Origin of the sequence: Pseudomonas sp. NFXW11 (genome assembly GCF_049887815.1) — a bacterium.
Lineage (GTDB): Bacteria > Pseudomonadota > Gammaproteobacteria > Pseudomonadales > Pseudomonadaceae > Aquipseudomonas.
Map to the genome: position 1 here is coordinate 405,489 of NZ_JAGEKI010000001.1, position 13,629 is coordinate 419,117.

12 protein-coding genes are annotated in these 13,629 nt (G+C 65.6%); 5 read left to right on the top strand and 7 right to left on the bottom strand.

Annotation, left to right across the window (positions count from 1 at the left end):
- Positions 1 to 101: 101 nt before the first annotated feature.
- The 5 genes from J4P02_RS01800 to J4P02_RS01820 are packed head-to-tail and all read right to left on the bottom strand — an operon-like array spanning position 102 to position 4,543.
- Positions 102 to 866, bottom strand: a complete 765-nt coding sequence (locus tag J4P02_RS01800) for an ABC transporter permease (RefSeq protein WP_426187168.1) — start codon at positions 864 to 866, stop codon at positions 102 to 104.
- Entirely contained in the window at positions 866 to 2,065 is a 1,200-nt protein-coding gene (locus J4P02_RS01805; protein ID WP_426187170.1) for an ABC transporter substrate-binding protein, read from the bottom strand. Before J4P02_RS01805 ends, J4P02_RS01800 begins: the two co-directional genes overlap by 1 nt.
- Complete coding sequence (locus J4P02_RS01810; RefSeq protein ID WP_426187172.1) at positions 2,031 to 2,870, bottom strand: ABC transporter ATP-binding protein; 840 nt, start codon at positions 2,868 to 2,870, stop codon at positions 2,031 to 2,033. The genes J4P02_RS01805 and J4P02_RS01810 overlap by 35 nt, the downstream gene beginning before the upstream one ends.
- Positions 2,867 to 3,934, bottom strand: coding sequence for an acyl-CoA dehydrogenase family protein (locus J4P02_RS01815; RefSeq protein ID WP_426187174.1), 1,068 nt, complete (start codon positions 3,932 to 3,934; stop codon positions 2,867 to 2,869). The genes J4P02_RS01810 and J4P02_RS01815 overlap by 4 nt, the downstream gene beginning before the upstream one ends.
- Positions 3,935 to 3,982: 48 nt before the next feature.
- Positions 3,983 to 4,543 carry a carboxymuconolactone decarboxylase family protein gene (locus J4P02_RS01820; RefSeq protein WP_426187176.1) on the bottom strand — a complete coding sequence of 187 codons (561 nt, stop codon included), beginning with the start codon at positions 4,541 to 4,543 and terminating at the stop codon, positions 3,983 to 3,985.
- Between the two features lie 104 nt (positions 4,544 to 4,647).
- Here J4P02_RS01820 and J4P02_RS01825 point away from each other — a divergent pair, with 104 nt between their 5' ends.
- A complete protein-coding gene (locus tag J4P02_RS01825; protein WP_426187178.1) occupies positions 4,648 to 5,559 on the top strand; it encodes a cupin domain-containing protein in 912 nt (303 codons plus the stop codon).
- A 9-nt stretch (positions 5,560 to 5,568) separates the two neighbouring features.
- Here the strand turns inward: J4P02_RS01825 and J4P02_RS01830 are convergent, their stop codons facing one another.
- Positions 5,569 to 7,089 carry an MFS transporter gene (locus tag J4P02_RS01830; RefSeq protein ID WP_426187180.1) on the bottom strand — a complete coding sequence of 507 codons (1,521 nt, stop codon included), beginning with the start codon at positions 7,087 to 7,089 and terminating at the stop codon, positions 5,569 to 5,571.
- 88 nt (positions 7,090 to 7,177) lie between these two features.
- Here J4P02_RS01830 and J4P02_RS01835 point away from each other — a divergent pair, with 88 nt between their 5' ends.
- A complete protein-coding gene (locus J4P02_RS01835) occupies positions 7,178 to 8,107 on the top strand; it encodes a LysR family transcriptional regulator (protein WP_426187182.1) in 930 nt (309 codons plus the stop codon).
- 72 nt (positions 8,108 to 8,179) lie between these two features.
- Here J4P02_RS01835 and J4P02_RS01840 read toward each other — a convergent pair whose 3' ends face one another.
- Complete coding sequence (locus J4P02_RS01840) at positions 8,180 to 8,395, bottom strand: TOBE domain-containing protein (protein WP_426187184.1); 216 nt, start codon at positions 8,393 to 8,395, stop codon at positions 8,180 to 8,182.
- A gap of 207 nt (positions 8,396 to 8,602) precedes the next feature.
- On the opposite strand from J4P02_RS01840, the gene J4P02_RS01845 reads away from it, so the two are divergent.
- The 3 genes from J4P02_RS01845 to J4P02_RS01855 all read left to right on the top strand — a co-directional run bounded on the left by J4P02_RS01845 (position 8,603) and on the right by J4P02_RS01855 (position 13,581).
- Positions 8,603 to 9,424 carry an aldo/keto reductase gene (locus J4P02_RS01845; protein WP_426187186.1) on the top strand — a complete coding sequence of 274 codons (822 nt, stop codon included), beginning with the start codon at positions 8,603 to 8,605 and terminating at the stop codon, positions 9,422 to 9,424.
- A gap of 145 nt (positions 9,425 to 9,569) precedes the next feature.
- On the top strand, positions 9,570 to 12,404 hold the full coding sequence (locus J4P02_RS01850) for an ATP-binding protein (RefSeq protein ID WP_426187188.1): 2,835 nt from the start codon (positions 9,570 to 9,572) through the stop codon (positions 12,402 to 12,404).
- Positions 12,391 to 13,581, top strand: coding sequence for an EAL domain-containing response regulator (locus J4P02_RS01855; RefSeq protein WP_426187190.1), 1,191 nt, complete (start codon positions 12,391 to 12,393; stop codon positions 13,579 to 13,581). Before J4P02_RS01850 ends, J4P02_RS01855 begins: the two co-directional genes overlap by 14 nt.
- Positions 13,582 to 13,629: the final 48 nt, after the last annotated feature.

A 13,629-nucleotide genomic window follows, 5' to 3' on the forward strand; every position in this document is an offset into this window, starting at 1 on the left:
GGCGATGCAAGACTCGCGGGCCCTTTCGCCGGCAAGCCGGCTCCTACGAGAGGCGGCGAGCTAGGTCGGGCTATCGTAGGAGCGGCGGGGTTGTATCGCGTTCAGCCGTGGGACCAACGCCGATGCAGGGCGCGGGCGCAGGCATCGAGGGCGAAGCCCAGGACCCCGATCAGCAGCACCATGGCCATCAGCTCCGAATAGGCCAGGCGATCCCGGGTATCGAGGATGAAATAGCCCAGCCCGGCACTGACCCCGAGCATTTCGCAGGGCACCAGCACTATCCACAGAATGCCGATGGCCAGCCGCACCCCGGTCAACACGTGCCCCAGCACCCCCGGCAGTATCACCTTGCACAGGGTTTCCCTGCGGGTGGCGCTGAGGCTGCGGCTCAGTTGCAGCCAGCGCGGGTCGAGCTGGCGTACCCCGGCCGCGGTGTTGAGCAGAATCGGCCACAGCGCGGCAAAGGCCAGGAGGAAATAGATCGGCTGGTCCCCTACCCCCATCAACATCACCACCACCGGCATCCATGACAGCGGCGAGATCATCCGCAAGAACTGGAACGCCGGGGTGGTGGCCGACTCCAGGTGCCGGTAGCTGCCCACCAGCAGCCCCAGGGGCACGCCGATCAGCAGCGCCAGGAGCAGGCCCACGAGAATGCGCCGGAGGCTAACCCAGACATGCTCATAGAGTTCACCGCGCCCCAGCAGCTCCCACAGGCTGGCAAAGGTCGCCTGGGGCGAGAAGCGCGCCGCCAGGCCGTCTTCACTGCCCAGCAGATGCACCCCCAGCCACCAGCACCCCAGCAAGCTCAACAGCCCGGCCAGGCCCAGCCCCCAGTGGCTCACAGCAGAAACAGGCTTGCCCATCAGAGACCGAACTCCTCGCTGCGCTCGAAGCTGTCCGCCAGGCCGAAAGCCTTGAGCCCGCCCACCGCCGCGATGGCGTTGCGCACGAAGCGCTCGTCCACCAGGTCCTGGGCGGTGTGCACCGGGTCGAGTGCGGCAAGAAAGCCCTTGTCGCCTTCGATCAGGGTGTCCTTGAGGCGCTTGACCAGTTCCTCGGTGTAGCTGGGGAACGGATAGGGCTGGAAGTCGATGCGCTGTTCATCCCAGTGCGGGTGCTGGATCGCCCCGCTGGCGAGGTAGGCCTGGCGCTGGTCGGCCGCCGGAGCCAGCACTCGGTTCAGTACCTGAGGCGCATGGGGGGTGTAGCGGTTGGCGCCGTCCTTGGACAGCAGTTGCGCGGCCTCGGCGCGGTGCTCGCGGGTCCAGAGCTGGGCCTGGACGATGGCGTTGACCACTTTCTGCGACCACTCGGGCCGGTTGTTCAGGTCGTGCTCGTGCATGAACACCACGCAGCAGGCGTGGTTGCGCCACACATCCCCGGTAAAGCGCTGCACCCGGCCGACCTTGAGTTCCTCGGCCAGGGCGTTGAAAGGCTCGGCGACTATGTAGCCGGCAATCCGCTTGCTGGCCAGGGCCGGCGGCATGTCCGAGGGCGGCAGCACCACCAGGTTGACTTCGTTGGTGCCCAGGGCGCTGCCGGCAGCCTTGCTCACCGGCACCAGGCCGTTGTCGCGAAACAGCTGCTGCACCACCACGTTATGGATCGAGTACCAGAACGGAATCGCCACCGACTGCCCGGCCAACTGGCGAACCTCGGTGATGCCCGGGGCCACGGTCAGGCCGGAGCCGCCGACATGGTTCCAGGCCACCACCTTGGCCGGCACGCGGCTGCCATAGCGGGCCCAGACGGTCATCGGCGACAGCAGGTGAATCACATTCACCTGGCCGGAAATGAACGCCTCGATCACCTGCGCCCAACTGCGCAGCAGCACCGGGCGCTCGGCCTTGATGCCCTGGGCTTCGAACAGGCCGTTGTTGTGGGCCACCAGCAAGGGCGTGGCATCGGTGATCGGCAGGTAGCCGATACGCACCGGCGCGTCCGGTTCCTGGGCGGCGCGGGCGTGCAGGCTGTTGAGCAGCGGCAAGGCGCCGCCCGCGGTCAGCAGCGCACTGAGTTTGAGGAAGTCACGACGGCTGTGAGTGAAGTCGTCCAGGCACATGGTCAATCTCCGACGGTGCAGGCAAAGGGGAATGAAGGGGGTTGCGGCTCGCCCGCCGAAGGGTCTTGAGCATCTCGACACGCAGCGCGCCCAGTTCCTCGATCCGTTCGGCACGTGGCGCCGGCAGGTCGATGTGCCACTGGCCAAGGGTGCGCGCCGGGCTGTTACCCAGTAGCAGCACCCGGTCGGACAGCAGCAGGGCTTCGTCGATGTCGTGGGTGATCAGCAGCGCCGCGGTGCGGTGCTGGCCTATGACCTTGAGCAGCAATTGCTGCATATCGGCCCGGGTCACCTCGTCCAGGGCGCCGAAGGGTTCGTCCAGCAGCAGCACCTGGGGCTGGCGGGCCAGGCAGCGAGCCAGCGCGGTGCGCTGGGCCATGCCGCCGGACAACTGCGCCGGGTACTGCCGACGCGCGTGCCCAAGGCCCACCGCAGCGATGGCCTGGTCGATGCGCGCCTGGCGCTGCTGGGCGCCGAGGTGCGGCTGGCGAGCGAAGTCCAGGCCGAAGGCGACGTTCTGTTCCAGGTTCAGCCAGGGCAGCAGGCTGGGGTCCTGAAAGGCCACGGCAACCCGCGGGTGCGGGCCGCTGAGCACTTCGCCAAGCAGGCTCACCTGCCCGGCATGGGGCTGCTGCAAGCCCGCCAGGACCCGCAGCAGGCTGGATTTGCCCACCCCGCTGGGGCCGAGGATCGACACCACTTCGCCGGGCTGCAAGTGCAGTTCGAAGTCTTGCAATACCGGGTGCCAGCCCGTGGCCCCGGGGTAGCCGAGGCTGATATTGCGTGCGTTCAACAACTCGCTCATGCGGCGCTCCGCGCCTGGCGTTGCAGCTCGGCGCGCAGTTGCACCAGGCTCGGGGTGACGATGGGCACAAAGGCCGACTCGCGCCAGCGCCGGGCGAAACCACTGCCGTGCTCGCACAGGTAGGCCTTGCCGCCGCTGGCCTGCAACTCCAGTTGCACGGCGTTGGCGGTGGCTTCGGCGAGGGCGATGCGCACCCGGAACAGCGCCCCGGGTTGAGTCAGGAAACGCCCATCGAGCAGGCCGCTCTTGAGTTCGGCAACCGACTGTTCCAACTGCTGGCGTTGTTCCTGCCAGGGTTCCAGGAGAATCGAACGGGCACCCTGCACATGCGGCTCCACCTCAGCCAGGGCCCGGCGCGCCAGGCCGATGGCCAGGGCGCATTGCAGGCCGAGAAAGGCCGGCCGCACCGCCGGCAAGAATACCCGGGCGTCTTCGTGCAGCAGCCAGTCGGGGGAAACCTGCACCTGATGCAGGTCGATGGCTGCGGTGTTGCTCGATTGCAGGCCCATCAGTTGCAGGTCTTCGGAGCGTTGCAGCCCCGGCAAGGTATCGGCCAGCGCCAGGACAAAGGGCGTACCGCCCTCCTCGTGCTCGATCGCCGCGGCCACCACAAAGCCACTCTTGCGCAGGTTGGTGACCCAGTGCAGGCGACCGTTGAGGTTCCAGCCCGGGGCCTGGTCACGGGCCCGCACTTGCAGAGCCTCGATCCCGGAGAGGAATTTCATCGCGTTGGAAAGCCCGGTGGCCCCGGCCAGTTCACCACTGAGCAGGCTCGGCAGCAGGCGCTCGCGCAGGGCCGTATTGGGGCTGTGCAGCAGGTATTCGATAAAGGCCCGCTGGCCCCAGCAGACAAAGGCCGCCGCCAGGGAATGGCTGGCCACCGCGGCCATGACCTCCAGGGCGTCAGCCAGGTCGCCGCCGCTGCCGCCCTGGGCCGGGTCGATACCGACACGCAGCACACCGGCCGCCGCCAGTTGCCCGAGCACCTGCTGCGGGTCGCATTGGCCCTGGTCGAGGGCCTGGGCCTGGGCATCCAGCCATTCACTCAATTGCGCACTGAGCATGAAATGTTCTCCTTGATGGGGGCGCCGCCGGGTAGCCGGCGCCCTGAATCATTGACCTTGCACGGACCAGCGATACTTGGCCAGCTCGGGGTTGAGTTCGGTGCCGGCAAACACATTGGCAAAGTTGCACAGGGTGGCCAGGCTGATGCCCAGGATCACTTCCAGGGCATTGCCTTCGCTGTATCCTGCGGCCTTGAATTGCTCATAGCCGGCGTCGCTGACCTTGCCCCGGGTGGCGATCACTTCCCGGGCGAAAGCCGCCAGGGCTTCCAGCCGGGCCTCGGGCAAGGTGCTCTGCTCGCGCAGGGCGCTGACCACCGGGTCGGCCAGTTTGGCCTTGTTCAGGGCCACCGCGGTATGACCTGCGACACAGAAATCGCAGCCATGGGTGGTGGCGGCAACCAACTGCACCACTTCACGCTCGGCCAGGCTCAGCTCGGCCTTGGCGTTCAGCGCCGACACCGTGACATAGGTTTCCAGGGCCGCCGGGGCGTTGGCCAGGATGCCTAGCAGATTGGGGATGAAGCCGGAGTTCTTCTGGGCGTTTTCAAGAAATGGACGTGCCGCTTCTGGAGCGCTGTGCAAGCTGTGTAGAGTGACGCGGGACATGGAGTGGACTCCTGTTGTGTAGATGAGCGTCAAGTCTGTTGGTTATAAGAATTTCGATCCATATTCTAAAGTCGCTATTACTTGCTCCTGAGTGTTTCCCTTAGATGATTTCGTCGAGCCCCCTGGTGGATTGGTTATTAGAAGGCCTGGAACTGGATGCCAGCCTGTTTCATGTCGGACGCTACTGCGGTGGCTGGCACGCCAGCACCCAGGGCCTGGCCCGGGCCAGTTTCCACCTGATCGTGCAAGGTCATTGCTGGCTGCATATCGATGGCCAGCCCGAGGCCCTGCGCCTGGATGCCGGGGATGCAGTGTTTGTGCTGCGCGACCTGGGCTATCGACTGTCCAGCGCCCAGCAGTGCGAAGCGGCGCAGCAACTGCCGCGCATCCGCATGACGGCCCTGGATGCCAGCGCCCAGGATGGCGTGGGCCTGGTCTGCGGGTTCTTTCATTTCAAGCCGGGGCTGTCGTCGCTGATCATCGACAGCCTGCCGGGCTGGCTGGTGCTGCGGGCCGGCGACCCGTCGCTCAGCGCCGCCCGGGCACTGTTCCAGCTGATTCTCGAGGAGTGCCAGCGCACGCCTGCGCCATCCTCGAGCCTGCTCGAACGCCTCAGTCACCTGCTGTTTCTCTATGTGCTGCGCCAGCAGGTCAGCGCCAACCAGGACCTTGGCGGCCTGGTGGCCCTGGCCCGCCACCCGGGGTTCGCGCCCCTGCTCGAAGCCTTGATCCAGCGCCCCGGCGAACCCTGGCCCCTGGAGGCCATGGCGGCCCTGACCGGGCTCTCGCGCTCGGCGTTCTTCAAGCGTTTCAATGAGCTGGCCGGGCAATCCCCGGGGCAGGTGCTGCTGGCCCTGCGCATGCGCCACGCCTGCCAGTTGCTCAAGGCCAACCAGAACGTCGAGCAAGCGGCGACGGCCGTGGGCTATCAGTCCATCGCCGCCTTCACCCGAGCCTTCACCAAGGCCGTGGGCCTGCAACCCGGCGCCTATCGCAAACAGCATGAGGGGCGTTGAAAGCAGCGTTCAATGGCTCGCCTGGCAACCTTTCGGGCCTGGCCGGCGCAGTGCCAGGGCGCTGCATGCGGCGGCCAGCAAGGTGACGCCCGCCAACACCTGCAACAGGCTGGCAAAAGCGTTGCTGTAGAGCGTCTCCAGCGGCATCGGCAGCAACGCCCGGGACAACGGCTGGAGCTTGGCCATATCGCCCATAGCCAGTGCATTGGCCGCGCTATCCAGGTGCGGGCCCGGCGCGTCGGCATTGGCCAGTTCGCGCCACAACAATGCCTTGAGCAACGCCAGCCCCGCCGCCACGCAGATGGCTTCACCACAGGCACGCATGGTGGTGAAGATGCCCGTGGCCATGCCGGCGCGCGCCACCGGCACCAGGCCGATCGCCAGATCGTCCATCAGCCCCCAGGGCAGGCCGGTGCCCATGCCGATCACCAGCAACGGCCAGACCATGGACATGCCGGCCTGCCCCACCGGCACCTGGCTGAGCCAGAGCAGGCCCAGTGCCGCCACCACCAGGCCCAGGCAGGCCAAAGTCGCGGCGCTGACCCAGCGGGTCAGCAAGGCCGCAGTGAAAGGCACGATGGCCATAGGCGCCGACAGCGCGATCAGCATTGCTCCGGCCTGCCATTCGCTCAGGCCCTCGGCACCGATCAGGCGCAGGGGCAGGATGATCAACAGCACGATAAAACTGGTGGCGGTGGCCACCGGCAACATTTGCACGCCGACAAAACGCCCATTGCCGAACAGGCGCAGATCCAGCATCGGCCGTGGCTGACCTCGCTCCACCCGGATAAAGGCCCACAAGCACAGCACTGCGCCGACCAGCAGGCCCCCGACTTCCAGGCTGTCCAGGCCGTGCTGGGGAATCTGCATGATGGCGAAGGTGAGAAACACCAGGAACGTGCTGAATGTCAGGCTGCCGAGCTTGTCCAGGGCCTGTGCCCCTGGGTCGCGGCTTTCCTTCATGCGCGGCACACCCAGGATCAGCACCGCGATGCCGATTAGCGCCCCCAGGAGAAAGATCGCCCGCCAGCCCAACCCCTGCACCAGGGCTCCGGCGATGACCGGGCCCATGGCCAGGCCCAGCCCAAAGGCGCTGCCCAGCAAGCTGAAGGCCTTGGTTCGCTCTCTGCCCTGGAACTCCTGGGCCAGGGCTGCCGCACCGGCGGACATGGCCAGGGCCGCAGCGATGCCTTGCAGGCCGCGCAGCAGGTCCAGCACCAGCACATTGGGCGAGAAGCCGATCAGCAGCGAGAACAGGGTGAAACTGGCCATGCCCAGGGTAAAGATGCGTTTGCGCCCGTAGCGGTCGGCCAGGGTGCCGGCCAGCATCACCGCACTGCCAAAGCTCAAGGCGAAGGCGTTGATCACCCAGGCCAGGGCAATCGGGCTGCCTCCCAGGGCGCGCTCGATGGCCGGCAGCGCCATGGCCGGGCCGGTGTACTCCAACGGCAGGATCAGGCCCGCCGCGCACACGGCGAACAGCACCCAGTAACGCTCGGCAGAGGTTGTGACGGTGGGACACGCGGGCATAAGAGGCACTCCAGGCAACCAGGGAGGCCGATGCTATTGCTGCACTTCGTGCATTGACATGGCGCCAAGATCAAAAGCAAATTGCGCCATGCGCAAAAATCAAGACAACGCCATCTGGCGAGTATTCTTCCGTGTGGTGGATCGCGGCAGCCTGACCCTGGCGGCTGAAGACCTGCAACTGGAACCCTCCTCCGTCAGCCGCCAGCTCAGTGCCCTGGAGCAGCGGCTCAATACCCAGTTGCTCAATCGCAGCACCCGCAAAGTCAGCCTGACCCCCGCCGGGGCCCGGGCCTATGAGCAACTGCGGCCGCTGATCGAGGAAATGGACGCGCTGCTGGCCAGCCTCGATCAACGTCATACGGCATTGTCCGGACGCTTGCGGGTCAGTGCTCCGGTGGCCCTGGGGGAACGCCATGTCACCGCCTGGCTCGCGGCCTTCCAGCAGCGCCACCCGCAACTGATCCTCGACCTGGTGCTGTCCGACCGCTGCCTGGACCTGATGACCGAGGGCATCGACCTGGCGTTGCGCATCGGCCACCTGCCGGACTCATCCCTGGTGGCCCGGCCCCTGGGGGAACTGTCCCACGGCTTGTATGCCAGCCCCGACTACTTGCGGCGCCACGGTACCCCCCGGCACCCCGCAGACCTGTCGAGCCACCGGGCACTGATCTACGCCTGGATGACCGAGCGCAGCCCCAGCCAACTGTCGCTGAGCCACCAGGGCCAGGTACACAAGGTCGAGCTCAAGGGCAGCTTCTATCTCAACAACGTCGGCGCCATACAGGCTGCCTTGCTGGCGGGGGCCGGGCTGCACGCCGGGCCGGACTGGCTGCTGGGCGAATCGCTGCAACGGGGGCAACTGCTGCGGCTGTTGCCGCAATGGCAACTGCCCTCGCTGCCGGTGAATCTGCTGCGCTTGAACAGTCGCTTCGTTGCGGAGCGTGTCAGTGCCCTGAGCGACTGGCTGGTGGAATGCTGGCAACAACTGCCCGTCGATCAGCAGCACCACGAAGGGTAACCCGCGCCCCAGATAGATCCGCGAGTGCGGCACGTTGCCCCCAGTGAGTCGACGACGTCCGAGGCACGTGGCTCAGAGCTTGGCGATGGACACTTCGGTGGATTTGACGAAGGCGATCACTTCGCTGCCGATCTTGAGTTCCAGGTCGCGTACCGAGCGCGTGGTGATCACCGAGGTGACGATGCCCGAGGCGGTCTGCACATCAATTTCCGAGACCACCTGGCCTTCGTGGATCGCCTTGATCACACCCTTGAACTGATTGCGTACGTTGATGGCTTGAATGGTCATGGGGGCAAATCCTCTGCTGGTGCCGGGCTCAAGGACTGAGCGGCTGGTGCTAAACATGCACCTTTGGCCAAAGCCTTCAAAGGAATAAATAATTAGTATTTTATTACTTTATGGAATATTGCGTACCCCGCGGCCTTGACCGTCGATCAGGGCTTTGTTTCCCTGTGCCCTGCAAATCCATCCCCTCACGGATACCAGGAGATAGCCATGCGTACGCTCGAGCTTGCGGACACTCAGGTTGCGGTCATTGGCCAGGGCACCTGGCGGATGGGCGAGGATCACCGGCAGCGGGACCAGGAAATCGCCGCGCTGCGCACCGGCATCGACCTGGGCATGACCCTGATCGATACCGCCGAGATGTATGGCGAGGGTGGTGCCGAGGAAGTGGTCGGCCAGGCCATTGCCGGGCGTCGCGAGCAGGTGTTCCTGGTGAGCAAGGTCTACCCGCACAATGCCAGCCGCCGGGGCCTGCCGCTGGCCTGCGAACGCAGCCTGAAACGCCTGGGCAGCGACTTCATCGACCTGTACCTGCTGCACTGGCGCGGCCAGTACCCGCTGGCGGAAACCGTCGAGGCCCTGGAACGCCTGCGCGAGGCCGGGAAAATACGCCGCTGGGGCGTCTCCAACTTCGATGTGGCGGACCTGGACGAACTCGATGCGCCGGCCTGCGCCACCAACCAGGTGCTGTACAACCTGGAGTCCCGGGGCATCGAGTTCGACCTGCTGCCGGCTTGCCAGCAGCGCCGGATGCCCGTCATGGCCTATTGCCCGATCGGTCAGGGCGGCGCCCTGCTGGCCGAGCCGGTGCTGCAGCAGATCGCCGATGGGCATGGGGTCACCCCGGCCCAGGTGGCCCTGGCCTGGCTGCTGCGCCAGGAGGGTGTGCTGGTGATTCCCAAGGCGGTACGCCCGGCGCATATCCGCCAGAACGCCCAGGCCGAGCAGCTTCGCCTGCCCCCCGAGGACCTGCTGACCCTGGATCGGGTGTTCACCCCGCCACGGCGCAAGCAGCGCCTGGAGATGGTCTGAGCCGTCGCGCCGAGCAGGCGTCGAGGCCACTGTCAGCAACAACCCATGGCCCTGTAGCACATATCGGCGCGGATGCAGCCTGGTTTACCGGCCATTTAAGAATTGTCTGATCCCTGCTCGGCATGCCCCCAATTACAGTTGGCGCATGAGATTAAAAAGCTACCTCCCTCAGATCAATCCTCTATTTTCCAGTCCAGAAGCAGCCCGTCGGCTGCTTCGTGTCGTGGCGCTGATTGTGCTGATCGGCATGCTCGGCGCCGTCTACAACTTCCTGCGCTCGAGCGTGAACCACGAACTGTCGCAGCGACGCGGCTACATGAGCAGCGCCATCGCCGAGGCCCAGGCCTTCTTCACCACCCGCGAAGCCCTGCTGGAAAGCCTGAGCCTCTCCGCGGTGCACCAGTCGCGCCTGGCCAGCAGCCTTGACTCAAACAGCAACCCGGCCGAGGAAGTGCTCCTGCAACTGGGCGCCCCCGGCGAGCAGCAATGGGGCGTCTGGCTGACCCGGCGGATGCGCGACTACCTGCACAGCAAGAAGCTCAACTTGCTGTATGTCCACGGCGGGCAACAGCTGCAGGTGCAACGCCTATTCGACACCCAGGGCGAAACCTCACCGCTGTCCGCGGCGCTGCTGGCCCGCCTGGCCAGCGTCGAGCCGGATGAGATCGACGCCGGCGAAGAGCTGTGGCTGATGGACCCTGCCTCACCAAACCCGCGCCTATACATCTTCACCCGCCTCGACGAACGCTTCGCCAACTCCGGCTGGCTGGGCCTGGAGATGGATGGCAGGAATGTCTGCGCCGCCCTCAGCGACCAGAGCGCCGGCAATTTCATGATGTTCAACTCCCAGGGCGGGCTGATCTTCAGCAGCACCCCCAGCGCGCGCCTCAGCCATGACGTGCAACAGGTCCAGGGCGACAGTTTCTTCGGTTTTCTCGGCGGCCGCTGGTGGCCCGAGCAACTGGTGATCCGCAAGCAGCTGGGCACCTCGGACTGGCAGCTGGTGTATGCCTTCGACCTGCACAACCTGCTCCGGAGCCTGTGGCCGCAGCTGCTGCTGGCGCTGCTGGCCAGCGTGCTGGGCGCGACCCTGATCGGCCTGCTGTGCCAATGGGTCGAGCAGCGCCTGATCGCCCCGGCGCTGCACCGCATCCAGGCCATGGTCGAAAGCGAAGCCTTCAGCCGCGACGTGATCCAGATCGCCCCGGTGGCGCTCTGTGTACTGCGGCGCAGCGATGGGCGGGTGGTGCTGGAGAATGCCCTGTCGCAGCAATGGCTGGGCAAGGGCAACGAACGCGATCAGCTGTGTGCCGGCTGGATCGAACAGGCCTTCGACCCCAACCGCCCCAACAGCTCGGACTATTTTGAAACCGCCGACGGCCGCCACCTCTACCTCAGCTCCGCCCCCACCCGCTACAAGGGTGAAGATGTGCTGTTCTGCGCCTTCAGCGATATCAGCGCCCGCAAGCAGATCGAAGCGGCCCTGGAAGAGGCCAAGCGCATGGCCGACGCCGCCAACGAAGCCAAGACCCTGTTCCTGGCCACCATGAGCCACGAGATCCGTACGCCGCTGTATGGGGTGCTCGGCACCCTGGAACTGCTTGCCCGCACCCGCCTGGACAACCAGCAGCAGGACTACCTGCGGGCCATCGAAGGCTCATCGGCCACCCTGCTGCAACTGATCTGCGACGTGCTGGACGTGTCGAAGATCGAGGCTGGGCAACTGGCCCTGGAGCTCAGCGAATTCTCCTCCCTGGACCTGGTGCACGAGATCATCCAGGGCTACGCCGCGGCCGCCCAGGCCAAGGGCCTGCAATTCTATGCCTGCGTCGACCCGCACCTGCCGCAGATCCTGCTTGGCGACGTCACACGGATCCGCCAGATCCTCAGCAACCTGCTGAACAACGCGGTCAAGTTCACCGATTCCGGGCGCATTGTGCTGCGGGTCCGGGTCGACAGCCGTGACGGCGAGCGGAGCAATATCCTCTGGCAGGTTTCCGACACCGGGCGCGGCATTGCCCAGGAGGATCAGGCGCTGATCTTCGAGCCCTTCTACCAGACCGAGGGCAACACCAACGTGATTGCCGGCACCGGTCTCGGCCTGCCGATCTGCCAGCGCCTGACCCAATTGATGAATGGCAGCATCCGCATGGTCAGCGAACTCGGGCTGGGCAGCAGCTTCACCCTGACCCTGCCCCTGGAAGCCTTCTCTGCGGTTTCCGCCAGGCCGCCGTTCAGCCCCTTGCTGCCGGAGATGATCTACGTGGTGTCGCCAGTGCGCGAGCTGGCCGAGTCCGTGGCCGGCTGGTTGCGCCGCTGGGGTGCCCGGGCCCAGTTCAACCTGCCCAGCCAGGCCGACCGCAACCGCGGCAATGTGCTGATCGAACTGCACCCCGGCCCTCTGGAACAGCGTTTAGAGCCTGACTGGCAAGGCCCCGTGGTGCTGGCCAGCGGCGACGGCCACAACGAACCGCGGGTGCGCAACAACAGCTGGCAGGCCAACACCAATAACCTGCGGGCCATTCACCAGGCCGTCAGCCAGGCCCAGGGCGTGTGGGTGGCCCAGAGCGAGGAGCACCTCGACTGCCGCGAGTTGAAGAAACTCAGCCTGCATGTGCTGGTGGCCGAGGACAACGTGATCAACCAGCTGATTCTCAAGGACCAGCTGGAAGAACTGGGCTGCAGCGTGGAACTGGCCTCCAACGGCGAAGAAGCCCTGTCGATCTGGAGCACCGGGCAGTTCGACGTAGTCCTGACCGATGTCAACATGCCCAAGCTCAATGGCTACGAACTGGCCAGGGAACTACGCCGCAAGGGCTGTTCGGGGCCGATCATCGGCGCCACGGCCAATGCGATGCGCGGCGAAGAAGAGCTGTGTCTTGCCGCCGGGATGAACCACTGCCTGGTCAAGCCGTTTGCCCTCAGGGCCTTGTTCAACTACCTGGCCCCCTATGAAAGAGCCTCACATGAAGTCCTGTAGCATTTTGATCGTCGAAGATCAGCCGTTTCAGTACATGTACCTGCAACACCTGTTCAACGAACTGGGGCCTTACCGGCTGGAGGTCGCCAGCAACGGCAGCGACGCTCTGGAGCGACTCAAGCGCCAGCACTTCGACCTGGTGCTGACGGACCTGCTGATGCCCGGCATGGATGGCGTGCAGTTCATCCAGGGGCTGGCGACCCAGCGCAGCCGCCCGGCCCTGGCGATCATGAGTGCCTCTTCGCGACGCATGCTGATGGGCGCGAGCCTGGTGGCGCGCAACCTGGGCCTGAAGGTGATCGGGCTGATCTCCAAGCCGGTGAACCTGGCCGCGCTGCGCGATCTCACCGCCCAGTTGCCGGCCCTGGCCAAGGCCGAACGCGCCCCCGAGCGGTGGATCGAACGCAACCGGGAAACCTTGCAAGCCGCCCTGTGCAACGGGCAAATCCAGGCCTGGTTCCAGCCCAAGAAGGCCCTGAGCAACGGCCGTATCGTTGCCGCCGAGGCCCTGGTGCGCTGGGTCCACCCACAACACGGCATGTTGCTGCCTTGCGACTTCCTGCCCCAGCTTGGCGAAGCCGGCCTGGAAGAGGAGTTGCTCTGGCACATTCTGCGCCAGGCGCTGCTGGCCCAGGAGCGCTGGCGCGAGGGTGGCTACGATATCCCGGTGTCGATCAACCTGCCGACCCACCTGCTCAATAGCCCCGACTTGGCCGACCGCCTGCACGACTTCGTGGTCCAGCGCAACGGCGTGCCCGGCAAGATCTGCTTCGAACTGATGGAATGCTCGACCCCGGAACATATCAGCAACTTCTACGCCGGGGCCTGCCGCCTGCGGATCAAGGGCTTCGGCCTGTCCCAGGACGACTTTGGCAAGGGCTACAGCTCCTACATGAACCTGGTGTCGGCGCCTTTTACCGAACTGAAGATCGACCGCGGCCTGGTCCAGGGCTGCCACAACAACGAGGAACTGGCCCAGGCCCTGACCAGCATTATCGGCCTGGGCCGGCAACTGGGCCTGACAGTGGTCGCCGAAGGGGTGGAAAGCGCCCAGGAGCTGGCCCTGCTGCGCAAGATCGATTGCACCCAGGTCCAGGGCTTCCTGATTTCCCATGCGGTTTCCTCGCGACAGTTTCAGCAACTGCTGGCCCAAGACGGACCGGCGACCGTGTATTAGCCGATGAACGCATTGCCCATTCGCGCAAGGGTCACTCATCGCTGACGG